22 protein-coding genes are annotated in these 23,028 nt (G+C 65.5%); 2 read left to right on the top strand and 20 right to left on the bottom strand.

All coding sequences use genetic code 11. The features are described from left to right. Position 1: 1 nt before the first annotated feature. Both HL671_RS07180 and HL671_RS07175 read right to left on the bottom strand, forming a co-directional pair. Positions 2 to 346 (bottom strand): DUF3088 domain-containing protein, encoded by a 345-nt coding sequence (locus HL671_RS07180; protein ID WP_172235988.1) that lies wholly within the window; start codon positions 344 to 346, stop codon positions 2 to 4. A 34-nt stretch (positions 347 to 380) separates the two neighbouring features. Continuing rightward, positions 381 to 692, bottom strand: coding sequence for a hypothetical protein (locus tag HL671_RS07175; RefSeq protein ID WP_172235987.1), 312 nt, complete (start codon positions 690 to 692; stop codon positions 381 to 383). A gap of 39 nt (positions 693 to 731) precedes the next feature. Between HL671_RS07175 and HL671_RS07170 the strand changes: the two genes are divergently transcribed. Then, positions 732 to 1,547 carry a class I SAM-dependent methyltransferase gene (locus HL671_RS07170; RefSeq protein WP_012044845.1) on the top strand — a complete coding sequence of 272 codons (816 nt, stop codon included), beginning with the start codon at positions 732 to 734 and terminating at the stop codon, positions 1,545 to 1,547. Positions 1,548 to 1,624: 77 nt separating this feature from the next. On the opposite strand, the gene HL671_RS07165 is transcribed toward HL671_RS07170, so the two are convergent. From HL671_RS07165 to HL671_RS07140, 6 genes are all read right to left on the bottom strand, one after another. Next, complete coding sequence (locus HL671_RS07165) at positions 1,625 to 2,575, bottom strand: TauD/TfdA dioxygenase family protein (RefSeq protein WP_172235986.1); 951 nt, start codon at positions 2,573 to 2,575, stop codon at positions 1,625 to 1,627. A gap of 232 nt (positions 2,576 to 2,807) precedes the next feature. Next, positions 2,808 to 3,590, bottom strand: a complete 783-nt coding sequence (locus tag HL671_RS07160) for an ABC transporter permease (RefSeq protein ID WP_172235985.1) — start codon at positions 3,588 to 3,590, stop codon at positions 2,808 to 2,810. Then, positions 3,580 to 4,440 (bottom strand): ABC transporter permease, encoded by an 861-nt coding sequence (locus HL671_RS07155; protein WP_172235984.1) that lies wholly within the window; start codon positions 4,438 to 4,440, stop codon positions 3,580 to 3,582. Before HL671_RS07155 ends, HL671_RS07160 begins: the two co-directional genes overlap by 11 nt. Then, a complete protein-coding gene (locus HL671_RS07150) occupies positions 4,437 to 5,291 on the bottom strand; it encodes an ABC transporter ATP-binding protein (protein ID WP_172235983.1) in 855 nt (284 codons plus the stop codon). The genes HL671_RS07155 and HL671_RS07150 overlap by 4 nt, the downstream gene beginning before the upstream one ends. Next, positions 5,288 to 6,373, bottom strand: a complete 1,086-nt coding sequence (locus HL671_RS07145; protein WP_312010663.1) for an ABC transporter substrate-binding protein — start codon at positions 6,371 to 6,373, stop codon at positions 5,288 to 5,290. The genes HL671_RS07150 and HL671_RS07145 overlap by 4 nt, the downstream gene beginning before the upstream one ends. 77 nt (positions 6,374 to 6,450) lie before the next feature. Continuing rightward, positions 6,451 to 7,257, bottom strand: a complete 807-nt coding sequence (locus HL671_RS07140; RefSeq protein WP_012044851.1) for a MetQ/NlpA family ABC transporter substrate-binding protein — start codon at positions 7,255 to 7,257, stop codon at positions 6,451 to 6,453. Positions 7,258 to 7,695: 438 nt separating this feature from the next. On the opposite strand from HL671_RS07140, the gene HL671_RS07135 reads away from it, so the two are divergent. Beyond that, positions 7,696 to 9,108 carry an LLM class flavin-dependent oxidoreductase gene (locus HL671_RS07135; protein WP_172235981.1) on the top strand — a complete coding sequence of 471 codons (1,413 nt, stop codon included), beginning with the start codon at positions 7,696 to 7,698 and terminating at the stop codon, positions 9,106 to 9,108. Between the two features lie 117 nt (positions 9,109 to 9,225). On the opposite strand, the gene HL671_RS07130 is transcribed toward HL671_RS07135, so the two are convergent. The 12 genes from HL671_RS07130 to HL671_RS07075 all read right to left on the bottom strand — a co-directional run bounded on the left by HL671_RS07130 (position 9,226) and on the right by HL671_RS07075 (position 23,009). Then, positions 9,226 to 9,735, bottom strand: coding sequence for an Lrp/AsnC family transcriptional regulator (locus tag HL671_RS07130; protein ID WP_012044853.1), 510 nt, complete (start codon positions 9,733 to 9,735; stop codon positions 9,226 to 9,228). A gap of 365 nt (positions 9,736 to 10,100) precedes the next feature. After that, positions 10,101 to 10,709: an alkylhydroperoxidase domain protein gene (locus HL671_RS07125; RefSeq protein ID WP_012044854.1), complete on the bottom strand. Its 609-nt coding sequence runs from the start codon at positions 10,707 to 10,709 to the stop codon at positions 10,101 to 10,103. After that, a complete protein-coding gene (locus HL671_RS07120) occupies positions 10,702 to 11,328 on the bottom strand; it encodes a CMD domain protein (protein ID WP_172235980.1) in 627 nt (208 codons plus the stop codon). The genes HL671_RS07125 and HL671_RS07120 overlap by 8 nt, the downstream gene beginning before the upstream one ends. 12 nt (positions 11,329 to 11,340) lie before the next feature. Next, positions 11,341 to 12,384 carry a putative FMN-dependent luciferase-like monooxygenase gene (locus HL671_RS07115; protein WP_172235979.1) on the bottom strand — a complete coding sequence of 348 codons (1,044 nt, stop codon included), beginning with the start codon at positions 12,382 to 12,384 and terminating at the stop codon, positions 11,341 to 11,343. A gap of 24 nt (positions 12,385 to 12,408) precedes the next feature. Continuing rightward, complete coding sequence (locus HL671_RS07110; protein WP_172235978.1) at positions 12,409 to 14,049, bottom strand: dipeptide ABC transporter ATP-binding protein; 1,641 nt, start codon at positions 14,047 to 14,049, stop codon at positions 12,409 to 12,411. Next, on the bottom strand, positions 14,046 to 14,921 hold the full coding sequence (locus HL671_RS07105) for an ABC transporter permease (RefSeq protein ID WP_210263789.1): 876 nt from the start codon (positions 14,919 to 14,921) through the stop codon (positions 14,046 to 14,048). The genes HL671_RS07110 and HL671_RS07105 overlap by 4 nt, the downstream gene beginning before the upstream one ends. After that, positions 14,918 to 15,862 (bottom strand): ABC transporter permease, encoded by a 945-nt coding sequence (locus HL671_RS07100; RefSeq protein WP_172235977.1) that lies wholly within the window; start codon positions 15,860 to 15,862, stop codon positions 14,918 to 14,920. Before HL671_RS07100 ends, HL671_RS07105 begins: the two co-directional genes overlap by 4 nt. 18 nt (positions 15,863 to 15,880) lie before the next feature. Continuing rightward, entirely contained in the window at positions 15,881 to 17,545 is a 1,665-nt protein-coding gene (locus tag HL671_RS07095; RefSeq protein ID WP_172235976.1) for a TIGR04028 family ABC transporter substrate-binding protein, read from the bottom strand. Between the two features lie 259 nt (positions 17,546 to 17,804). Further along, positions 17,805 to 19,031 carry an acyl-CoA dehydrogenase family protein gene (locus tag HL671_RS07090; RefSeq protein WP_172235975.1) on the bottom strand — a complete coding sequence of 409 codons (1,227 nt, stop codon included), beginning with the start codon at positions 19,029 to 19,031 and terminating at the stop codon, positions 17,805 to 17,807. A 66-nt stretch (positions 19,032 to 19,097) separates the two neighbouring features. Then, positions 19,098 to 19,880 (bottom strand): MetQ/NlpA family ABC transporter substrate-binding protein, encoded by a 783-nt coding sequence (locus tag HL671_RS07085; RefSeq protein ID WP_172235974.1) that lies wholly within the window; start codon positions 19,878 to 19,880, stop codon positions 19,098 to 19,100. 144 nt (positions 19,881 to 20,024) lie between these two features. Further along, complete coding sequence (locus tag HL671_RS07080) at positions 20,025 to 21,374, bottom strand: LLM class flavin-dependent oxidoreductase (RefSeq protein ID WP_172235973.1); 1,350 nt, start codon at positions 21,372 to 21,374, stop codon at positions 20,025 to 20,027. 39 nt (positions 21,375 to 21,413) lie between these two features. Then, a complete protein-coding gene (locus HL671_RS07075) occupies positions 21,414 to 23,009 on the bottom strand; it encodes an ABC transporter substrate-binding protein (protein WP_012044864.1) in 1,596 nt (531 codons plus the stop codon). Between the last annotated feature and the right edge of the window lie 19 nt (positions 23,010 to 23,028).

Here is a 23,028-nt window from a genome sequence, read left to right as displayed (position 1 = left end):
ATCAGTGGACGTAGGGAAAGCCGTAGCGTTCTGCGAGATAGCTGAGGATTCGGCGGGGATCGTCGATGAAGCGGCGGCCATTCGCCACTTGCACGTCGGCCGGGACCGGCTTGTCATCGGCGAAGATCAGCACCGGAAGGGACTGATGCGGCTCGCCGAGCAGCGCCACGACTGCCTCACGCGGCCGATCGAACGGCAGACGATAAACCTCGATCTGCGTCGCAAGGCCCGGGAACGACCCGAGCAGCCCCTCGATCGCATTGCAGTGCGGGCAGACGAAGAAGCGTCCAGGACGCGCGACGTCGCGAAATCCCGGCGCGAGAAGGAAAAGCCGATCGCCGCTCATGCTGGAGTATCACCAAAGGATCGACGCATTGGTCTCATCCTAGAAGCGATCGGCATGCGGTCAATGAAACAGAACATGCTTTGTTTGCGCGTTGATGCAACGATCGACTGATGAGGATGGCGATCGTGAAACGATCCATATGCCGAGTTAGCAATTCGCGTTTCTCAGTGTGAGCTCGCCGATCGCGGTTAGCCTTCGCATCCGTCGACGCGGGCAATTCGCCTTCCAGACGAAGTGCCATCAACGACGCATTCGTGCTCGCATCGCGGGCAAGAAGGCAAATCCATTTCATCGACAGCATCAGCAGCACACAGCTAGAGTTTCGAATATTGCGCAGCCGGCTCACGCCACGTTCCTGCGCCGCAGCGTCTCAACGGATATCGCCATGCCAGACCCTATCGCCGTCATCAGCCTTCAACAGGACACGCCGGAGCTCGCCCGCGCCTATGAGCAGCTCGGCGTCATCCAGTTCAACCATGGCAAGCTGCTGCTCGAACCGCTGGCGTTGAGATCCGGCGAGCGGGTGCTCGACGTCGGCACCGGAACCGGCCGGCTTGCCGAATTCGCTGCCCATCTGGTCGGCCCCAAAGGCCACGTCGTCGGCATCGATCCGCTGGAGAGCCGCATTGCCATCGCCCGGCTACGCCAGTCGACTAACCTCGTGTTCGACACCGGCCGTGCCGAGGATCTGTCCCGCTTCGCGGCCGGCGAATTCGACGTCATCTATTTCAACAGCGTGCTGCACTGGATCGCCGACAAGCGCACAGTGCTGGCCGAGGCTCAACGGGTGCTGCGGCCGGGCGGCCGCATCGGGCTCACCATTCAGGACCCGACGGCGCCGCACCAATCCCGACTCCTGCTGCGGCGCGCGGTGGCCGAGTCCGGGCTCGACGCTGGGCGACTGACCGCTCATGGCGTTCACGCCGCGACCGACGACGAGCTGCGTGCATTGTTCGATCAGACGGGATTCGTCGATTATCGCAGCGAGCTGCGGACCCTGGTGGAGACGCATGGCAGCGCCGACGAGCTGCTCGGCTGGTCCGAGAGCAGCGCCTTCGGCAACTTCCTGGACGGCTTTTCCTATGCCGAAGGCAAGCGGATTCGCGCGGCCTTCGCCGAACTGGTCGAGGCGCATCGCACCCCCGAAGGCCTGAAGCTCGCCCGCTACCTGCGCTACGCTTTCGCGCGCAAGCCGGATTAGTTCGACTGCGTCACGGCAAACGTCAAGCGGCGGCCCGCGCGCGTCACGGGCCGCCGCTCGCATGTTGACACCCGATGTCAGGCAGCCCGATGGACTGGCTTCGGCGCCTTGACACGAGTCACGCTCTTGCGGCCGTCGACGCCGACCGGAATGTCGCCGTCGATGGTCGCGCGCCGCACGATGCGGCGCTGATCTCCGTAGTCGTTGACGGCGATGTGCTGGGTCGCGCGGTTGTCCCAGATCGCGATGTCGCCCTGCTTCCAGCGCCAGCGCACGGTGTTCTCCGGCGCGGTGATGTAGGACTGGAACAGGTCGAACAGCTTCTGACCGTCGGCCTTACGGATGCCGACAAAGCGCTGGACGAAATTGCCGAGCAGCAGCGTGCGCTCGCCGGTCTCCGGATGCACGCGAACGACAGGATGCTCGGTCTCGTAGATCGTGCCGGTGAACACCTCCTCGAAATGCTTGCGGTCGGCCTCGGTCGCCCGGCTCCTTGTCGCCGCATAGTCGTAGGCGTTGCTGTGCACGGCCCACAGCTCATCCGCCAGCCGCTGCAGAGGCGCCGGAAGATCCTGATAGGCGGCAGCCGTGTTCGACCAGATCGTGTCGCCGCCGAATTCGGGGATCACGACGCCGCGCAGCACGGCCGCCTTGGGATAGGCATCCACGAACGTCACATCCGTATGCCAGGAATCGGCGCGGCCGCCGCCGCGACCGGAATCGAGTTCGAGGATCGACGCCGTGCCCTTGATGGCGCCGACGGTCGGATGCGGAACGAGATCGCCGAGCCGCCTGGCAAAGCGCTCCTGCTCGGTATCGTCGAGATGGTCCTGGCCGCGGAAGAAGATGACGCGATGCTGCAGCAGGAGATCGTTGATCTCCTTGACGAGCGCATCGGGCAGATCACCCGACAATCGCACATTGCGGATCTCGGCGCCGATCCGGGCCGACAGCCTGGAGACATCGGATGACTGGATCGACCGCCCTGCGGTCGGAGTTGATTGCGGAACTGAGTGGACGCTGGCCATGGCGGGCTCCCGATGCGTTTCTGGCGTGTGACGTCGCCGATTGTCTGCGTCGCGAATGGCGGAGTCCGATCGGCGACGTCAGACGAAGGCTATACGCAAGCCCGCAGAATTGGCTTTCAAACTTGTCAGTTCCAAAAGAAGGGACAACTTTCGCGCGGTGCCTGACTTGGAACAACGCACGCCTTCTCAGTTCGTCGCGATCTCTGGCCGGGCCTTCAGGTCGTGCCGCGTCTCAGACATTGCGCCACCGCACCAGCCGATGCTCGATCGCGCTGGCACTGCGATCCACGATGAATCCGACCAGGCCGACCACGACGATCCCGAGCATCACCAGCGCCATCTCGAAGCGCTCGCGCCCGGCGATGATCAGGCCGCCGATACCGGGCCCGGCGGCCATGAAATACTCGGCGCCGATGGTCGCCAGCCACGCATAGATCAGTCCGAGATGCAGTCCCGTCAGCACCGAGGGCGTCGCCGCCGGCAGATACAGCGACCACACCAGCTGAGGCCCGCTGAACCGGAAGACCTCGCCGACTTCCCTGAGCTTGGTCGAGGTGGAGCGCACGCCCTCGACCGTGTTGAGGATGACGGGGATGGATGCGGCGAGCGCGATGAACACGATCTTGGCCGCCTCGTCGAAGCCGAACCACAGCGATATCAGAGGAATCCAGGCCAGCAGCGCGATTTGCTTGAGGCCGTTGAACCACGTCGTGAAGATGCGATCGGCAATGCTGGAGAGACCGAGCAGCAGGCCGACGAGGATGCCGACGCCGGCACCGAGCGCGAAGCCGAGCAGATCGCGCTTCAGGCTGGCCGCCAGCGCGTGAGGCAATTCGCCGTTCGCGACCTCCTGCCAGGCAACGCCGGCGACTTTTTCCAGCGGCGGCAGGAATTGCGGATTGACCAGACCCGAATGACTGCCGATCTCCCAGGCGACGAGCAGCAGCAGCGGCAGCACAAGCCCGCGCCGCAAGGCAGTCGTGGCTGACGGCGTCGCGATATTCTCAGACGCCATCCGTGCGCCACCGTTGCAGCCGCGCCTCGACCGCCGCCAGCAGCTTGTCGCTGGCGAAGCCGATGATGCCGATCACGATCATCGCGACAAGCACCGTGTCGAGCCAGAACATCTGCCGGCCCCAGACCAGGAGATAGCCGAGCCCCTCGGACGAGGCGAGCAGCTCGACGCTGACCAGCGCGATCCAGGCATGGGTCAGTCCGTAGCGCAGGCCGGTGAAGATCGGCGGCACTGCACCGGGCAGCACGACATGGCGCAGCATCTGCAGCGGCGAGAAGCGGAACGTCTCGCCGACCTCGACCAGCGCGCGCGGCACGTTGGCGATCCCGGCACTGGTATTCATCGCGACCGGCACGAACGCTGCCTTGGCGATGACCACGATCTTCAAAGTCTCGCCGATGCCGAGCAACAGCATCGCCAGCGGGATCCAGGCCAGCGCGGGCACCTGTGCGATCGCCGTGAACAGCGGGCGGACATGATCGTCGACCCGCCGCGACAGGCCCATCGCAGCGCCGAGCGCGAGGCCCGCGCCGGCGCCGACCGCAAAGCCGAGCAGCACCCGCAGCAGGCTGATGCCGACATGCTGCGCCAGTTCGCCGCTCGCGAGCATCTCGTTGAGCGTATGCAACACGTCGGCCGGCCGCGGCAGGATCTGTTCGGCCAGCCAGCCGCGCTCGCTGCCGATGATCCAGATCGGCAGCGTGACGGCCGGGAAGATCAGGAGCCAAGCTGTCGCCTTCGCGCGCGTGATCAGCGCCAACAACATCATGGTGCCAGACCATTCGCGCCAGCCCCGCGCGGCGAACGCACGCCTCGTACTCAGAGCCGTCTCGAGAATCGCATCGCTCATGCGTCACTCCGGCTGCCCGGACTCAGCTGCGGATCGGCCGCGCCGTCATGTTCGAGCGTGCGCAGCACCTCGTTGCGGAGCCGGACCAGATCGTCGTCGCTGCGTGCGCGCGGCCGGGCCGCCGGAACATCGAAGATGCGCGAGATGCGCCCGGGCCGCGGCGCCAGCACGACGACACGGTCGCCGAGAAACACCGCCTCGTCGACGTCATGGGTGACCAGGATCATGGTGATTTTCTCATGCGCCCAGATGCGCTGCAGCTCGGTCTGCAGCCGGGCACGGGTCAGCGCATCGAGCGCGCCGAACGGCTCGTCGAGCAGCAGCAGCCGCGGCCGGTTGACCAGCCCGCGCGCGATCGCCGCACGCTGCGCCATGCCGCCCGACAACTGATGCGGATAGGCCTCGGCAAAGCCGTCGAGGCCGACCAGCGCGATATGCGCCGCGACCGCCGCGCGCTTGTCGGCCTCGCTGATCGGCGCGTTCTTCAGGCCGAGCGCGATGTTCTGGCGGACCGTGGCCCAGGGAAACAGCCGCGGCTCCTGGAACACGATGCCGCGCTCCAGGCTCGTACCGGTGACGGCTTCGCCGTCCTGCACGATGCTGCCCTTGTAATCGCGATCGAGCCCGGCGATCAGGCGCAGCAAGGTGGACTTGCCGCAGCCGCTGGGGCCCAGGAGCGCGACGAACTCGCCGGGCCTTACCGTCAGCGAGACATCGTTGAGCGCTGCGATCGGCGCGCCATTGACGGTGAACGCCTTGGAGACGCCACGCACCTCCAGCCGGCCGCGGGCGGCCGCCTGATCTGCGTTCGGCGTCTCGGCACGAATGGCCCGTTCAGCCGCGCGGCTCATTGGCCCGCCGCCACCGGCTTGCCGTCCGCGCCGAATTCGGTCCAGTATCCGACCAGCCCCTGCTCCTTCAGCGCCTTGTCGAGGAAGGAACGGTCGAACCAGCCGTCGATCTCGACGTTGCGGCGGAGCAGGCCGAACTCCTTGGCCTGCCGCGCCTGGACGCGATAGCTCTCGATGATCGAGGCGTCGATGATCGGCGTGTTGCGGTATTTCAGCTCCTGGTCCTTGAAGTCGAACCGATAGCCCGCCGCCGGGAAGCCGGAGCGCGCCGAGATCTCGAAGAACGCCTCGCGATTGGCTTCGTCCGACGACCAGCGCGCCGCGCGCACGATCGCCGAGACGATCTTCTGCGTCACGTCGGGATGGGTGGTGATGAAGCTCTCCTGCCCGATCAAGGTCGAGTGCCGCTCATAGGCTGGATTATCGCCCTTGGTCGTGTAGATGATGTCGGCGATGTTCTTCTCCACCAGGCTTGCCAGCGGGAAGTTCCCGAAGGCCGCGTCGATGTCGCGCAACGTCAGCGCGGCATTGGTCGTCGCCGTATCCATGTTGATGACCTGGACGTCCTTCTCCTGCAGGCCATAGCCCGCCAGCACCTTCACCGCCGCGAGATGGTTGTTGGTGCCGCGGAAGATCGAGACCTTGCGCCCCTTGAGGTCGGCGACCTTGCGGATCGGGGAGTCCTTCGGCACGGCAAGGTAGATCGGCGCGTGCGCGCCCGAGGCCAGCAGGATCTTCGTCTTCAGCCCGTTGGCGCGGCCGATGATCTGCGGCAGGTCGCCCTGCAGAGCGAAATCGAGCTGGTTATTGGCGAAGGCCTCGTTCACGGCGGGGCCCGCGCCCTTGAAGAACGACCATTCGATCTTGACGTCCGGCAGGTCGCGCAGCTCCTGCTCGACATAGCGCTCGGCATGGGCGATCGCAGCCGACGAGCCGCCGGAGAACTGCCGGTTGTCGGCCCCGACCGAGGCGAAGCCGATCCGCACCGTCAGCGGCTCGGCTGCGGCCTCTGCCAGGCTGAGCAGACCGAGGGCCAGCGCTGCTGCCAGCCCGATCGAGAATTGCTTGCGCGTCGACATCATGTCTCTCATTCCTCTTCCGGTCGCTGCGCCTCGGGAGCCGGCGGAGCTCGCTCCCGAGACGCAGCCGCCGATCCTGTTCAGGACGCCTTGGTGTCGAAGCCGGCCGGAATGAACGCCGGCAGCTTCTCCTCGATGAACTGCTTGACCTCCGGCGACTTGAAGACCTCGATAAAGGCCTTCAGCTTCGGATTGTCCTTCTTGTCGGCGCGCGCGGTGAAGCGCAGCACCAGGCCATCGTCGATCGTCCGGTCGATGATAAGTGCGGATTTCGGATCGCCGCCGGCCGGGATCAGATAGGTGATGTTGACCAAAGCGAGCGTGACGTCGTCGAGCGAGCGGTAGGTCTGCGCGGGATCGAGCTCGACGATCTTCAGATTCTTCGGGTTCTCGATGATGTCGAATTTCGAGACCGAGAACCCCTTGCCCGGCGTCAGCTTGATCAGGCCGGCCCGCTCCAGCAGGATCAGCCCGCGCGCGCCATTGAGCGGCTCATTGGGGATGGCGACAGACGCGCCCTCCTTGACCTCGTCGAGCGCCTTGATCTTCTTCGAGAACAGCCCGACCGGCGCGATCACGCCGACCTTGTCGACCTGCACGAAATTATAGCCGCGCTGCTTGTTCTGCAGGGCGAGATAGGTGGCGTGCTGGAACAGATTGGCATCGACGTCACCCGAATTGACAACCTCGTTGATCGCGACCCAATCGGACAGCTCGACGACCTTGACGTCCTGGCCCTTTTCCTTGGCGAGCTTGGCGGCGAAGCCGACGAGCTGCCCGATCGGGCCGGCGCTGGTCGAGATCTTGAGCGGCTCATCAGCGCGACCTGCCACTGAAAGTCCGGATACGAGGCCCAAGGCGAGCGCCACGCGCAACAACATCTTCATCAATATCACATCCTCATGGTCGCGGGCGGCATCGACCGCCGGGCTAACAATGATGTGCAGGGACCGCGTGCCTGTCGAGCACCTGCGAGAAAAAACGATGCGCATCCTTTGTTGCGCGGTTGCGTGGCCGGTTTCTTCCCTGATCGCTGCATCGAGGGACTTATTTGTTGTTCGGCTTCACGTTCCCCCGCCTGCATCGCACGACATATTCTGCTCATCAGCCGATCAGACGCGTCACTGCGGGGCTTATGCCGAGGCTTCTGCCCGCCGGTTAAACCATGTCGTTTCGGCACATGACGGCAGAAGGATTGCTATTAGGCCGGCTTGAAATCGAAACAACGTGCTCCACGTGAGCTGCTATCGTCGGTGCAGACAGGCAGCGCCATATCGTAGGACTCGCGTTGAGCCGCACGTCTATCCGCACACTGGAAATCGCCCATGACCAAGCCGCGAGAGCTCCGGATCAACGCCTTCAACATGATGGCGCCGAGCCACAATTGGGGCGGACTGTGGTCGCATCCGCGCGACCGTTCGGTCGACTACAACACGCTGGACTATTGGGTCGACTATGCCAGGACGGCCGAGCGTGGCCTGCTCGACGGCATCTTCCTCGCCGACGTCTTCGGCGTCTATGACGTGTACGGTAACAGTCCCGACACCGCGCTGGCGCAGGCGATCCAGCTACCGAACGCCGAGCCGACGCTGCTGGTGTCGGCGATGGCGCTCGTCACCCGGCATCTCGGCTTCGGCATCACCGCGAACCTGACCTACGAGCACCCCTACCAGTTCGCGCGGCGCTTCTCGACGCTCGATCATCTCAGCGGCGGCCGGATCGGCTGGAACATCGTGACCGGCTATCTCGACAGCGGCGCGCGTGGCATGGGCCTGCCGAACAACCGCGCCCATGACGACCGCTACGATGCGGCGGATGAGTTCCTCGCCGCTGTCTACAAGCTCTGGGAGGGCAGCTGGCAGCCCGGCGCGGTGCGCCGCGACCGCGCCGCGGGCCTGTTCACCGATTCATCGAAAGTGCACCGGGTCCGGCATGACGCCGCGCATTTCAAGGTCGACGGCATCCATCTCGCCGAGCCCTCGCCGCAGCGCACGCCCCTGCTCTACCAGGCCGGCACGTCGACGCGCGGCCGCGCGTTCGCCGCCCGGCATGCCGAAGCGATCTTCCTGAACGGCCAGACGCGGCCGGTGCTGGCGCGCGCCGTGCGCGAGATCCGGGAGGCGGCAAAGGACGCCGGCCGCGATCCCTATGACATCCGCCTGTTCGCCGGCGCCACCGTCATCGTGGCGCCGACGCGGGCCGAGGCGCATGACCTGCTCGCCGACTACGCAGCCCATGTCGACCAGGCCGGACAGCTCGCGCTGCTCTCAGGCTGGGCCGGCATCGATTTCTCGACCTACAATCCGGACGACCCCATCCGCTATGTCGAGAGCAATGCCATCCAGTCGATGGTCGAGAACTTTACCGTACGCAGCGAGCGTCCGGTCCGCATCGGCGATCTTGCCGCCCTGAGCCGGGCCGGCGCGCGCTCGCCCTTCGTCGTCGGCTCACCGCAGGACGTCGCCGACGAGCTGATCGCCTGGGCCGACGAGACCGACGTCGACGGCTTCAACCTGTTCCGCCTGGTGGCGCCGGAATCCCTCGAAGCCTTCGTCGATCTGGTGGTGCCGGAACTGCAGTCGCGCGGCGTGTACAAGACGGCCTATCGCGACGGCACCTTGCGAGAAAAGCTATTCCCCGGCCGCGGCCCCCTGCTGCACACGACGCATCCCGGCGCCGGCTATCGCGATCCTGCAACCTTGCAGTCCAGTCACCACGCAAGAGACGCGGCCGAGTGACATACGTAAGGGTTCGAGCGCGAACGGCTCCACGCGAGCGAACATGGACATTTTAGAGGGCAGACGGCACCATATTGCTGCCCTCCAACGCTGCCCTCCCACATCGAACCAGATCGGCTAGGCCGCCTCGACCGCCGGAACAGGCAACGCCGTCACTGATTTGATCTTCTCCATTGCGAACCTTGACGTCACGTTCTTCAAGGCTACGGCACCGATCAGCTTCTTGTAGAACAGATCATAGCTCTGCATGTCGGCCACGACCACGCGCAGCATGTAGTCGACGTCGCCTGCCATGCGGTAGAATTCCATGACTTCCGGCATTGCGCTGACCACCTCGGCAAACGTCTTCAGCCATGCGTCCGAATGATCGCCGCTTTCGACGGACACGAACACCGACAATCCGAGACCGATCTTGTTCTGATCGACCAGCGCGACCTTGCCTTTGATGATGCCATCGGCCTCCAGGCGCTGAATCCGCTTCCAGCAAGGCGTCGAGGACAGGCCGACACGCTCGCCGATTTCGGCGACCGACAGCGCCGCATTCTCCTGCAGCACCGTCAGGATCTTGCGATCGATGGTGTCGATACGCCTTGATGCATTCGACGAGGACACAGCAACATCCGCCATTCGGGAAACTTTCTTCTAATAACTTGACCACAAGAACTCTGCATAGAAGCATATTCTATTCAAGCTGATATTTGGCGCGTAAAAGTGCGAGATTGTGAAATATCTCTTCTCGAAATGGCACCCCGCCGCAACGGTCATTCTTTCTCGCGCCATGGCGGACGACCGCTGCCGGCAGAGAGCGCAAGGCAAGGGACGAGGAGGAGCAATACAGCCTCTGGATCGCGTCAGACGAGGATCGCGCGCAGCGACGTCCGGCGCTTTACCGACCCAACATGGCCAGTACCGGCCGGCAGGGTCGACATCGGCTCGTGACCGCAGCGAGAGCAGCGCGCCCCCATAGACGAGCTGCCCCCGATGCGAGGTCGTCACCCCGCCGAAGGCAGCGCCGGCTCACCGAGCGTCAGCATCAGCCGATTGGCCCAGTTGAAGAACGCCGCCGCGTGAATCGCGTCGGAAATGGCGAGGTCGTCGAGACCCGCTGCGCGGAGCGCGGCGATCTCGTCCTGGCCAAACGCAACCGGGGTCTCAGTCAGCGCGACCGAGGCCGCGACGATCGCCTTCCAGCGCGCGTCGAGCTCGACGGTCACGCCTTCCGCCAACAAGCGTTCGATATCCTCGCCGCGCTTGGAATAGGTGGCGGAGAAGCGCGCATGGACCGAGGCGCAGTAGATGCAGCCATTGAAGCGCGACACCGCAGCCGCAGCCAGCTCGCGCTCGGCGCGCGGCAATCCGGCATCGCTGTTGTAGAAGATGTCCTTGTCGGTCAGCGTGCGCGCCTTGAGGATCGCAGGATCGCTCGCCAGCAGCCGGAAATAGGCCGATTTGGCACGGGCGCGATCGATCAGCGCGTCCTGCTGCTCGGCGCTGAGGCTCTCTTCCGCCGGCGGCTGCAGCCAGGGCAGCCAGTCGAGCTGCGCCTGGGTGAAAACCTCCGGCGCAACGTGGCCGGAATGCGTGACGACGGTGTCAGACATGGGCAGCTTCCTCGGAGCGCGGCTCGGCCGCAGTGGCGTTCAGGGCGATCAGGCCGGCGACGACACGCGACTGGAAGGAGACGAAGGCGATGATCTGCGACAGCGTGACAATCGACGGCGTGGTCCAGCCGGCGTCGAGCAGCGCCTGCAGATCGGCCGGACCGGCATCGCGCGGATGCAGGACCAGGAGATGCGCATGACGGAACGCCGCGGCGAGACGCGTGCCGAGCGCCTCGCGCGCCGCTGCATCGGGCTCGTAGACGGGACCGGCGACGGTTTCATGCGACAGCGGACCGTCGGGATAGCGGCCATAAGGCCCCTTGGTCCGACCCTGCGCAAGCTCACGGCCCACCGCCTCGCCCGTCGCAGCGCCGAGGCGAGCGGTCTCCGCGAGATAGAACGACGCCGTTGCTGGCTCGCCCGTCAATCCTGCAACGAAGGCGGCGACCGCCAAGCGTTCAATCCGAGAGACTTCACCCGGCGTCGCCGGCGCAAACAGCGCATCGAAGCTCGCCTGCGCATTGTCGCGCGCCTGCCCCCGGCGTCGCCGGATCAGATCAAGCGAGGACCCCGGAACAATGCCGACGAGCTGGTCGATGACGTCGATCTTGATGGACATGGCGGACTCCGATCAGCCGACGCTCGCGAGCAACGGCTTCGCGGGCGTATGCCGGTTGACCCAGCCCAGCGCCGGCGCGACATGCGCCGCGGTGAGCTCGATCGAACGCAAAGTGTGAGGATGCGGCGGATCGACGGAATGGACCTGGAACACGAGGTCGGTCGCGCGCGCCAGCACGCTGTCGGCACGCAGCGTCTCGATGACATCGTCCGGCGTGCCAACATGCACATCGAGCGCCTTGATGACGTCCTGCAACGAGCCGCTGCCGATGCGATGCCCCTGCTTGGCGAAGCGATGCGCGACGCGGGCGAGCCCGATCTCGGCGAGCCGCAGGGCCTCGGCGCGATCATCCGCCACGAACAGGCTGCGCGAGGCCATGATGCGCGGCGCGCGCCCTGCGGGCAACGCCTCGAGATAGGCATCGATGATCGGATTCTGGATCTCGTCGAGGCGCAGCTGCGGCTGCTCGGCCGGCCTCGGCTGCGTCCGCGACAGCATCAGCCCGTCACCGGCGCGGCCCGCCTGAACCCCGCCATAAACGGAGAAGCTCGCCAGCCAAACCCGCTCGATGAGATGCGGCGCGGCCGGGTAGAGCCGGTTCTCGTCATGCCCGAGCGGTTCGCCGGCCCAGGCGTCCAACAAAATCTTATGACGCGCCTGATACGCCTCGTGGCGCTGCTCGGCGGAGAGGCCGAAGGCCTCGAACGAGGCCGGCGTAGACCCTGCACCGAGGCCGACTTCCAGACGGCCGTCGGAGAGCAGATCGGTGACGATCGCGTCCTCGGCGACGCGGACCGCATCCTCCATCGGAAGAGTGATGACACCGGTGCCCAGACGAATGCGCGAGGTGCGTGCCGCGACATAGGCAAGAAACGGAAACGGCGATGGCAGCCCGCCTTCCTGCTCGTGAAAATGATGCTGCGCGACCCAGGCGCTGTCGAAGCCGTGACGTTCGGCGTGCACGATCTGCTCGGCTGCGAGGCGGTAGCGCTCGGCCGCGGTGGTCTGGTCCAGCAGGCGCGAGAAGAAGCCGAGACGTTTGGTAGGTTGTGTCATGACGATTGAGTCCAGTCTGCAGTTTCATTCGGCCGCAATCGCGACGCGTCGCGGCAGATTGCGGCCGGGCACGGCGGCGATGAGGTCGATCGTATATGGATCGCGCGGATGATGGAAAACGGATTCGACACGACCGCTCTCGACGATCCGGCCGTTCTTGAACACCGAGACGGTGTCCGCGATCTGCCTGACGACAGCGAGGTCGTGCGAGACGAACAGATAGGTCAGCGACAGCTCACGCTGCAGCTCGTCGAGCAGCTTCAGGATCTGCGCCTGCACGGTCACGTCGAGCGCCGACACGGCCTCGTCGAGCACCAGGATCGGCGGATCGAGAATCAAGGCGCGGGCAATGGCGACGCGCTGGCGCTGTCCGCCGGACAGGGCCGCCGGACGCCGGTCGAGGACGGCGCGTGGCAGCTTGACACGGTCGAGCATCGCCTCGACCTTTCGTTGCCGTTCGAGGCGGGGGACCGGCGCGTAGTTCAGCAGCGGCTCGGCAATGATGTCGCGGATGTCCTGCCGCGGGTCGAGCGAGCCGAACGGGTTCTGGTAGACGAGCTGAATCGACCGCCGAAACTGGCGCAGCCGCTCGCCGCGCAGCGAGGACAGCTCGGTGCCCGCGACGATCACCTGTCCGGAGGTGGGGCGCTGATAACCGACGATGGCGCGCACCGTGGTTGTCTTGCCCGAGCCGGACTCGCCGACAATGGCATGCGTCGTTCCCTTGGCGACCCTGAACGAGACGTCGTCGACCGCACGGAACCGCGTCCGGCTCCAAGCGGTCCCGAATTCCACGGTCAGGTTGCGGACCAGGACGGCGTCGGCCGCGGCTGCCGACGGCGCAGGCCGCAGCACGGCTTCCGCCAGCACCGGCACGTCGGCGAGGAGCTGGCGGGTGTAGACGTTCTGCGGCGCAGCGATCAGCTGCCGCGTCTCGCCCTGCTCCTGGATGCGGCCATGCCTGAGCACGACGATACGGTCGGCGCGGTCGGCGGCAATGCCGAGATCATGGGTGATCAGCAGCACCGCGGTGCCGATCTCGCGCCTGAGATCATCGATCAGATCGAGGATGCGGCGCTGGACGGTGACGTCGAGCGCCGAGGTCGGCTCGTCAGCGATGATCAGCTCGGGCTTGAGCGCGATGGCGATGGCGATGAGGACGCGCTGGCGCATGCCGCCCGACAGCTCGTGCGGATACTGCCCGGCGCGCAGCTCAGGATCGGATAGCCCGACCCGGGTGATCAGCTCGATGACGCGCCGCCTGATCTCGGCGCGGTCGCGCTGGCCATGGATGCGGAAGATCTCGCCGATCTGGGCACCGATCGTCCGCGTCGGATTGAGCGACTGGCCGGGATCCTGCGGTACCAGGCTGATGCGCGCGCCGCGCAGCGAATTCAGCCTCGTGTCGTTCCAGTCCGAGATCGTGATGCCGTTGAGGCGGATGGCGCCGGCCTCGATCCGGCCGTTGCGCGGCAGCAGGCCGATGACGGATTGCGCGATCGTGGTCTTGCCGGAGCCGGATTCGCCGACCAGCGCCACGAACTCGCCGGGGCGCACCTCGAACGACACGTCATGCACGACCTGCTGGCGGCTTTCCCCGCTCGCATAGGAGATGGCGAGATTGTCGACGGCCAGCAGGGAGGGAACGTTGGGTGCAGCCGTCACAGCGTCCTCCGCACGAGCGATTGACCGATGCGGTTGGCCGCGAGCACCACCGCGACCACAACGAGGCCGGGAAACACGGTAAGCCACCAGGCGGTCGAGATGTAGTTGCGGCCTTCGGAAATCAACAGTCCCCATTCCGGCGTCGGCGGCGGCGCGCCGTAGCCGAGGAAGCCGAGCGTGGAGATCGCGAGCACCGCATGCCCGAACTGCAGCGCAGCCAGGGCCAGCACCGCCGTCAGCGAGTTCGGCAGCACGTGGCGCCAGAGCACGGCGAAGAACCGCCCACCGCTGCCGAACCCCGCCTCGACATAGTCCATGCGCCGGACGCGCACGACTTCGGACCGCGCCAGCCGCGCAAAGCTCGCGATCGAGGCAACGCCGACCGCGATGGCCGCGTTCACGGTGCCGAAGCCGAGAATGATGATGACCGAGAGCGACAGCAGCAGCGCGGGCACGGCGAGCATCACATCGATCACGCGCATGATGGCATCGTCCAGCCGCCGCTCGACCGAGCCCGCGATCAGGCCGATCAGCGTGCCCACGGCCAGGCCGACGGCGACGGAGATCAGCGCGCCGCTCAGCGTGTGGACCGCGCCATGGACGACACGCGCATAGAGATCGCGCCCAAGCTCATCGGTGCCGAACCAGTGCAGCGCGCCCGGGGGAAGCCGCCGCTGCCGCGGAACGCCATCGACCGGGCTGTAGCTGGTGAAGAGCCAGGGCAGCGTTGCCCAGGCCACCGCGATCGCGACCGTCGCCCACGCCAGCACAAGTCCCGGCCGCAGCCGGCGCAATCTGGCGCGCCAACGCTCCGACGAGACCGATGGCTGATCCGCTGTCGCGAAGCCCTCCGGAGACTGCACGATGCTCATGATGCGCCCCCGAATGCCTTGCGCAGCCGCGGATCGAGGATCGGCATCGCCAGGTCGACACTGAGATTGACCAACACGAAGCCGAGCGCTGCGATCAGCACGATGGCCTGCAGAATGGCGGCGTCCTGCAGGTTGACGGCCTGCTCGGTCAGCCGGCCGAGACCGTTGAGGCCGAACACCGTCTCGGTGACGACGGCACCGGCGAGCAGCTCGCCGAACAGCACGCCGCCGATGGTCAGAGTGGGCGGCACGGCATTGCGGAACACATGGCGCCACAGCACCCAGCGCCGCGACGCGCCCTTGGCGCGGGCGACCGCCACAAAGCCCTGGGTCTCGACCTCATCGATCGAGCGCATCAGCACCTGGGCGAGCGGCGCCGAGATCGGAATGGCCAGCGCCAGCACCGGGAGCACCAACCCTTCCCACGGCCCTGCGCCGATCACCGGAATGAGCTTGAGCTGGAACGAGAAGACCTGGATCAGCACGATGCCGAGCCAGAACACCGGCAGCGAGATGAACAGCGACGGCAGGCCGCGCAGCAGCGACCGCAGGAACGCGAATGGCGTCAGCGTGGCGAGGAACGCGATCACGAGCGCCAGGCTTGCCGCGGTCACGAAGCCGAGGACGGTCAAGCGCAGGGTCGACGGCAGGTTGGCGGCGATCGCATCGATCACCGGCACGCCGCGTTGGATCGAATTGCCGAGCTGGCCGCTCAGCACGCGGCCGAGCGAAAACAGATATTGCTGATGCAGCGGCACGTCGGCGCCGTAAGCGAGCCGGATGTCGGCAATCTGCTGCTTCGAGAGTCCGAGATCCGGGTTCTCGAACTTGATCAGGATCTCGTCGCCCGGCAGCGCCTGCAGCAGGATGAAGCTGACCGTGAACGCGGCCCAGAGCACGAACACCGCCTGCAGCAGCCGCGTGAGGATGTAGCGCGCCATCGCGTGCCCCTATCCCGATCAGCGTTTGGCGAGCCAGGTGTTGTAGAACGACGGCCGCCCGACCGCCTCGAAGCCGAGCCCCTGGACATAGGGCGCCGCCGCGAACGCCTGCGGCTCCTCGAAGATCGGGATGACATAGGCCTGGTCGAGCAGATAGGTCTGCACCTGCACCACGTAGTCGAGCCGCTTCTCCTCATTCACCTCGGCTGCGATGGCTTCGAGCAGCTCATTGAGCTTCGCGTCGACGAATTCGTTGACCTTGCCGCGGCCCGGCTTCTGCCGCAGCATGTCGCGGTTCTCCCAGTGATACTGGCTCTTGATCACGTCGGGATCGGCGCGCCCGACCATGGCCGGCGACACCGGCGTCTTGAGCGGATCGAGATCGTCGGTGGCGCGACTGCCGGAATCGCCAGCGAGCACCGTGAGCTTCACGCCGACCCGCGCCCATTGCTGGGCGATCAGCTGCAAGGTCGCGCGGTTCTGCGGCTGCGGCAGCGATTCATAGGCCGTCAAAGCGAGCTCCTGCGCACCGCGCTGGCGCACGCCGTTGCGGCCAGGCTTCCAACCGGCCTCGTCGAGCAGCGCCTGCGCCTTGGCCGGATCGAAGGTCAGCTTGTCCGAGAGGTTGACATAGCCCTGCGCCGTCGAGGCGATGACCGAGGTCGCCTGCGGATAGTGCTCCGAGAACAGCGACTCCACGATCTCCTTGGCGTTGGTCGCATGCAGCAGCGCGCGGCGCACGCGGATGTCGGCGACCAGCGGATTGTCGGGGCGGAACACGACGCTGTTGTTCACGCCGCGCGTCGACGGCGCGTAGATCCGATAGCCAGCCTTCTCGACTTGGGCTTCGTCATAAGCCTGCACTTGGCGGATGACGTCGGCCTGGCCGGCGAGCAGCGCGCCGATGCGGACGCTGTCCTCGCCGGTCACGATATAGCGGATCTCGTCGAGATAGGGTCGGCCCTGATTGGCCGAGCTGGCCGGCGCCCAGGCGTAGTCCTTGCGCGCGGCCAGCACCAACTCGCGACCGAGTTGCTCGCTTGCCACCACGAACGGGCCGCTGCCGATGATCTTCGTGGCGTCGCCGAGCTCATCGAAACGACGATCCAGCGTCGCCGGCGATACGATCCCGGAGCCAATCACTGAGGTCCCCTGCAGGAAGCCCGGTGACGGTTTGCTGAAGCGGAACCGCACCGTGAGCGGATCGGCGACCTCGCTTCCGGCATAGTTGTTGATCACCTCGGAGACCGGATGACGCAGCTCCTTGCTGCCCTTGCCGTAGACGTCGAAATTCTTGGCCACGGCCGCCGCATCGAGCGGGGTGCCGTCGGAGAACGTCACGCCCTTACGCAGCTTGAAGACATACTCCGTCCGGTCGGCGTTGAAGCTCCAGCTCTCGGCGAGCCACGGCTCGATCTTCAGCGTCTTCGGATTCTGGTAGGTCAGCTTGTCCGTGATCTGATTGAGCACGCCGCCATTCGGATAGAAACCGCCGGCCGGCGGATAGAGATTGGTGTGAGCCTGTTGCTCGAGATAGACCAACCGTCCGCCGGTGACGGGCGCGGTCCCCTGCGCCTGCACGGCTCCCACGCCGCTGCCAAGCGCCACGCTCGTGGCCAGCGACGCAGTGCCGGCGAGAAAGGCACGCCGGGACGGAGCCGGGGTTCGCAAACCATCCGACATGATCAATCTCCTGAAGTGGTGAGCCGCATCGTTCCGGGCTGCGCCGGCCGGCTTCTCACAAAGAATTTTCCTGCACCTTATGCGAGGAGTCGCAGACTTTGCTGGCAATTTGACAAGCTGAGATGGAATGAAGCTATCGTCGATCAGGATCGAAGGAGAATGTTTCTCACTTCGACCTTTCCAGACGATCTCAGGCACGCAGCGTGCGTCGAGGTGCACGCCGCGAGCATCGCGCCGACCGTCACACCACGGCCGGCCCCTACCCCGCTGTGCCGATCCGGTACTGGCCGGGGGGCGGCGTGCCGTTGACGGCGAAGTCGCCGACGATGCGGTCGCGATAGACCCGCGGATTGTGCGAGATGATGGTCCGGGCATTGCGCCAGTAGCGGTCGAGCGCGAGCGGCTTCGCGGCCGAGGAGGCGCCGAGCGCATCGAACAGGATGGTGGTCGCCTGCAGGATCAGATCCGAGATCACGGTGACCGATTGATCGAGCTCGATCTCCGCAATCGCGATCGCCGCGACTGCGTGCTCCTCGTCACCGCCGAGATACGCCTCATGGGCGCGCTGCAGCGCCTCGGCGACCTTGAGCACGATCAGGCCGGCCGCATAGGCATTGCCGCGGACACGCCCCACGATCTGCAGGATCTGCGGATCGGCCGCCACGGTCGACGCATTGCCATGGCTGAATACGCGCTTGCGCTCGCGGACCAGACGGGCGACGTCCCCGGCCGCGGCGCGGCCGATGCCGGCCAAGGTCGCGAGATGGACCAGCTGATAGAACGGATTCGAATACTTGAAGCGTTCGCTGACCGGAACGATCTGGTCCGGCTCGACCGGCGCATCGGTGAAGATTGCGGTGCCGCTCGCGGTGGTCGCCTGGCCAAAGCCGTTCCAGTCATCCAGCACCTCGACGCCGCCGCCATGGCGCGAGACCACGACGCCGACGGGCTCACCATTCTCGAGCTGTGCCGCGACATTGATCCAGTCGGCGAACAGGGTGCCGGTCGTATAGTATTTGCGGCCGTTGAGGACGTCACGTCCATCCTTCTTCGAGACCACGGTCGAGAACGCGCTGACGCTGGCGTCGCCGATCTCGGTGTGACCGTTGCCGAAGAACGTCTTCTCGGCCAGGCGCCCGAGCCACAGCGCGCGGCGCTGCGGATTGCGCGCGTTCAGGACATCCTCAGTGAAGCCGAAATGCGCGCGCACCGCATTGGTGACGTTGGAGTCGCCCTCGGACAGCTCGATCAGCAGGTTGAACAGCTCCGGCAAAGTCGCGCCGCCGCCGCCAAACTCCGCGGGCACACGCACGGCGGTGAAGCCGGCAGCGCGCAGCGCCTTGATCTCGTCGTACGGCAGCTTCCGCTCGAGATCCCGCTCCACCGCGCTCGCGCGGATCTTTTGGAACAGCGGCCTGAACGGCTCGGCCAGCTGCTCATAGCGGGCGCTGGGGCCACTGCCCCAGCCGAGTTCGATCTGCGTCATGTCCATTCTCCTCAAGATCGATCATCGTCACGATCCACGTCGATCATGCCGCGCGCGGCCGCCGGCTCAAAATGCCGCGATCTGTCCGGGCAGCCGGTCCTTGATCAACTGGCGGATCGCGTCGTTCTGAAAGGCACGGACCAGGGTCGGTACCCAGGGCGCATCCTTGTCGCGCTCGCGCACCGCGATGAAGTTGCTGTAGGGATTGTCGACCGGCGATTCGATCGCAATCGAATCTTTGCCCGGGATAAGGCCCGCGGGAACCGCATAGTTGGTATTGACCACGGCGGCATCGAGATCGCCGAGACTGCGCGGCAGCTGCGCCGCGTCGATCTCGCGGAATTGCAGCTTGCGCGGATTGTCGACCACGTCGAGCACCGTAGGCAGCAGGCCGACGCCGTCCTTCACCTTGATCAACTTCTGGGCCTGCAACAGCAGTAGCGCACGACCGCCGTTCGAGGGATCATTCGGAATACCGATCAACGCGCCCGGCTTGATCTCCTCGACCGACTTTACCTTCTTTGAGTAGAGGCCGATCGGCGCGATGATCGTGGTGCCGACCGGCACGATCTTGTAGCCCCGCGTCTTGATCTGGTTGTCGAGAAACGGTCGATGCTGGAACGCATTGGCGTCGAGATCGCCGGCATCGAGCGCCGCATTCGGCAGCAGATAGTCGTTGAAGACGACGACCGAGACGTCGAGCCCGTCCTTGGCCGCGATCTCCTTCACCTTCGCCCAAAGAATCTCGGCATCGCCGCCGGAAATTCCGACCTTGATCTTTTGATCAGCCAGCGCCGGCGCAGCAAACAGAGCCAGTCCTGCGAAGATCGACAACAGGAAACGCTTCATCGGGCAATATCTCCAATTCGTCATGTTCTAGTGGTGACGCGCGCTCGGCGCGGAGTCTTGGCCGTGCTGCCGGACGGCATCATCGCGGCATCTGGGCATAGGGGGCCACGGCTGCGGGACAGGCTGCCTGCCGATCACCGGCAGCTATTCGGCTGCAACAGCCGCTGGCTTTCGCCGCTGCGGCCGGCGCAGGCCGAGATGATCGCGCAAGGTGCGGCCTTCATATTCCTCACGGAACAGGCCACGACGGCGCAGCTCCGGCACGACCAGGCGAATGAAGTCCTCAAGACCCGTCGGCAAGGTCGGCGCCATGATGTTAAAGCCGTCGGCACCGTAGTTCTCGAAGCGCTCTTCGAGCTGATCGGCGATCTGGCTCGGCGTGCCCACCACCTGCCAATGGCCGCGAGCACCGGCGATGCGCAGATAGAGGTCACGCAACGACAGGCCCTCGCGGCGGGCGAGATCGACCAGCAAAGCCTGCCGGCTCTTGCCGCCCTCGGTCTCCTTCAAGGCCGGCACCGGACCGTTGGGATCGGCGTTCAGGATCTCGGTCGTGCCGAGGAAGGTCGCGAGCAGGTCGAGGCCAACCTCGGGTGAGATCAGCGATTGCAGATAGTCGAACTTCTCCTTTGCTTCGCTTTCGGTTTCACCAACCACAGGAAACACGCCCGGCAGAATCTTGAGGTCATCGGGCTCGCGGCCGAACTTCGCTAGCCGGCCCTTGACGTCGGCATAGAACGCCACAGCATCGGCGAGCGTCTGCTGCGCCGTGAAGATGGCCTCTGCGGTCCGGGCCGCCAGCGCCTTGCCGGGCTCGCTCGACCCGGCCTGCACCACGACCGGCCGGCCCTGCGGCGCTGGCGGAATATTGAGCGGCCCCCTCACCTTGAAATGCCGGCCGCGGTGATCGAGGACATGCAGCTTGGCCGGATCGAAATAGCGGCCGTCGGCGCGGTCGCGCAGGAAGGCACCCTCCTCCCAGCTATCCCAGAGCCCGTTGACGACATCGGCGAACTCTTCGGCCCGCGCGTAACGATCCGCATGCGGGATGAGTCCGTCATGATTGAAGTTCAGCGCGGCCGAGGCATCGGTCGAGGTCACGAGATTCCAGCCGGCGCGCCCGCCGCTCAGCCGATCGAGCGAGGCGAACTGCCGGGCCACGTTGAACGGCTCGTTGTAGCTGGTCGACACCGTCGCGACGAGACCGATCCGCGACGTCACCGCCGACAACGCTGACAGCAGCGTCAGCGGCTCGAACGGGTAGACGCCGGTATGCGCCTTGCGGCTCGCCGCATTGAGCCGGTCGATCTTGACGCCAACCTGATCGGCCAGGAACACCGCGTCGAACTTGGCGTCCTCGGCAAGCCTGGCGAACTGCACGAAGTCCTGCAGTGTCTGGCTGTCGGAGGCATCCTTGGAGCGCCACGCCGCGACGTGATGGCCCGTGAACAGGAGGAATGCACCGAGCGAAAGCTTGTCCTTGCGGCGGGCCATCAGAAATCTCCGAGACGAGGTTTGAAAAGGCTGTTAGGATCAGGCCGAGGGGTCGATCCAGAGATCGGCGAAGCTCCCATTCAGCCCCTCAGCACCGGGCGCGAAATTGCGCACCTTGCGGTTGGCGATGATGACGCCGCCGGCAGCGACCAGATCGACCGACGCCACGTCCTCATGGATGATGGACTGGAATGACGACCACAGCTGACGGCGCTTCTCGACATCCGTCTCGATCGCCGCGGCCTCCAGCAGCCGGTCGATCTCCGGATTGCTGTAATGCGCGGCGTTGGAGAATGGCAGGCCGATCCGGAAGTTCTTCGACCAATAAGCCCGCTGCACGCCAAGCGTCGGATCGAACGTGTTCGACAGGCTCTCGATCGTCAGATCGAACGCACGGTCGCGATAGACGACGTTGAGATAGGTCGCGAGGTCGAAACGCTGGATCTCGATATCGAGTCCAATGCGCCGCAACGCGTTGCGAAGAAAATCGGCGAAGCTCGGCGGCAGGAACGGATTCTGCGTCAGCCGGAGCTTGGTGCGAATGCCGCCGGCGCCGCGCGGCAGGCCCGCCTCGTCCAACAGACGCTCCGCCGCCTTGAGGTCGACGGGCCATCCCTGGATCTTGGGATCGTAGAATTTCGGCAGCGCCGTACTGATCGGCGACGGCGAGACCAGACCATAGCCGAAATAGACAACGTCGAGCAGCGCCTTCAGGTCGATCGCATGCGCGATGGCCTTGCGGACGCGCCGGTCCTGCAGCGCCGGCGTATCGAAATTGAAGAACAGCTGCTGCTGCGGTCCGGAATAGGCATAGGTGGTCGTATCGACGACAAACCTCTTGTCGGCCTTGAACCTCTCGATGTCGCCATAGGGAACCGGCGTCGCACCGATATCGACCTCCCCGGCCTCCAGCGCCGCGGCACGCGCGGCCGGGTCGAGCACGACCTTCAGCACTAGGCGATCGACATAGGGCTTCGGTGCATCCCAGTAGTTGGGATTGCGGACGAACAGCAGATGGCTGCCCGGCACCCATTCGTGGAGAATAAAGGGGCCGGTGCCGATCATCTGCTCCAGCTTCGGCTGTTCGTCCGGCTTAAACGTCGAGTAGACGTGCCGCGGCACGATCGGCGACTCCGCGCCGGCCAGCGCCGAAATCAGGAACGGTGCGGGCTTCGCCAGCACGATGACGGCCGTTAGCGGATCCGGCGTCTCGACTGCCTCGACATTGGCGAAAGTGATGCGGCCGCGCGGATGGGCGATCTTGAGGCGTTCGACCGAGAACGCCACGTCGACCGAGGTGAACGGCTGACCATCCGACCATTTCACGTTCGGCCGCAGCTTGAACGTATAGCGCTTGCCGTCCTCGCTGATCGACCAGGACGTCGCGAGCACCGGCTTCGGATTGAGATCATAGTCGTAGGCGAGCAGGCCTTCGTTGACCTTGGTGCCGATCGTCTGGCCGGTGCCCGACGAGGTGTTGATCGCGATCAAGGCCGATGGATCGGGGTAGTAGACCCAATTGAGCGTTCCGCCCGAAACTGGCTTGTCGGCGGCGGCCTGGCCATGCTGCGGGAGCAGCAACGCCGCAGCCGACGCGAGCATGCCAAAGTGAAAGTCGCGGCGATCGAGCTTCATCGCGTCACCATTGAGCCAG

The sequence above is a fragment of the Bradyrhizobium denitrificans genome (genome assembly GCF_013179005.1).
Lineage (GTDB): Bacteria > Pseudomonadota > Alphaproteobacteria > Rhizobiales > Xanthobacteraceae > Bradyrhizobium > Bradyrhizobium denitrificans.
The sequence above is the reverse complement of the archived record's forward strand: the minus strand, read 5'-3'. Positions and strand labels throughout refer to the sequence as shown.

Coding starts and splice junctions, on each gene's coding strand:
- HL671_RS07100 (WP_172235977.1), bottom strand. CDS start 15,862: ATGGCGCGCTACATCCTCACGCGGCTGCTGCAGGCGGTGTTCGTGCTC.
- HL671_RS07140 (WP_012044851.1), bottom strand. CDS start 7,257: ATGAAGATGTTGTTGCGCGTGGCGCTCGCCTTGGGCCTCGTATCCGGA.
- HL671_RS07125 (WP_012044854.1), bottom strand. CDS start 10,709: ATGTCTGACACCGTCGTCACGCATTCCGGCCACGTTGCGCCGGAGGTT.
- HL671_RS07135 (WP_172235981.1), top strand. CDS start 7,696: ATGACCAAGCCGCGAGAGCTCCGGATCAACGCCTTCAACATGATGGCG.
- HL671_RS07075 (WP_012044864.1), bottom strand. CDS start 23,009: ATGAAGCTCGATCGCCGCGACTTTCACTTTGGCATGCTCGCGTCGGCT.
- HL671_RS07160 (WP_172235985.1), bottom strand. CDS start 3,590: ATGGCGTCTGAGAATATCGCGACGCCGTCAGCCACGACTGCCTTGCGG.
- HL671_RS07090 (WP_172235975.1), bottom strand. CDS start 19,031: ATGACGCAGATCGAACTCGGCTGGGGCAGTGGCCCCAGCGCCCGCTAT.
- HL671_RS07095 (WP_172235976.1), bottom strand. CDS start 17,545: ATGTCGGATGGTTTGCGAACCCCGGCTCCGTCCCGGCGTGCCTTTCTC.
- HL671_RS07080 (WP_172235973.1), bottom strand. CDS start 21,374: ATGGCCCGCCGCAAGGACAAGCTTTCGCTCGGTGCATTCCTCCTGTTC.
- HL671_RS07180 (WP_172235988.1), bottom strand. CDS start 346: ATGAGCGGCGATCGGCTTTTCCTTCTCGCGCCGGGATTTCGCGACGTC.
- HL671_RS07165 (WP_172235986.1), bottom strand. CDS start 2,575: ATGGCCAGCGTCCACTCAGTTCCGCAATCAACTCCGACCGCAGGGCGG.
- HL671_RS07130 (WP_012044853.1), bottom strand. CDS start 9,735: ATGGCGGATGTTGCTGTGTCCTCGTCGAATGCATCAAGGCGTATCGAC.
- HL671_RS07120 (WP_172235980.1), bottom strand. CDS start 11,328: ATGTCCATCAAGATCGACGTCATCGACCAGCTCGTCGGCATTGTTCCG.
- HL671_RS07155 (WP_172235984.1), bottom strand. CDS start 4,440: ATGAGCGATGCGATTCTCGAGACGGCTCTGAGTACGAGGCGTGCGTTC.
- HL671_RS07085 (WP_172235974.1), bottom strand. CDS start 19,880: ATGAAGCGTTTCCTGTTGTCGATCTTCGCAGGACTGGCTCTGTTTGCT.
- HL671_RS07170 (WP_012044845.1), top strand. CDS start 732: ATGCCAGACCCTATCGCCGTCATCAGCCTTCAACAGGACACGCCGGAG.
- HL671_RS07105 (WP_210263789.1), bottom strand. CDS start 14,921: ATGAGCATCGTGCAGTCTCCGGAGGGCTTCGCGACAGCGGATCAGCCA.
- HL671_RS07115 (WP_172235979.1), bottom strand. CDS start 12,384: ATGACACAACCTACCAAACGTCTCGGCTTCTTCTCGCGCCTGCTGGAC.
- HL671_RS07145 (WP_312010663.1), bottom strand. CDS start 6,373: ATGATGTCGACGCGCAAGCAATTCTCGATCGGGCTGGCAGCAGCGCTG.
- HL671_RS07150 (WP_172235983.1), bottom strand. CDS start 5,291: ATGAGCCGCGCGGCTGAACGGGCCATTCGTGCCGAGACGCCGAACGCA.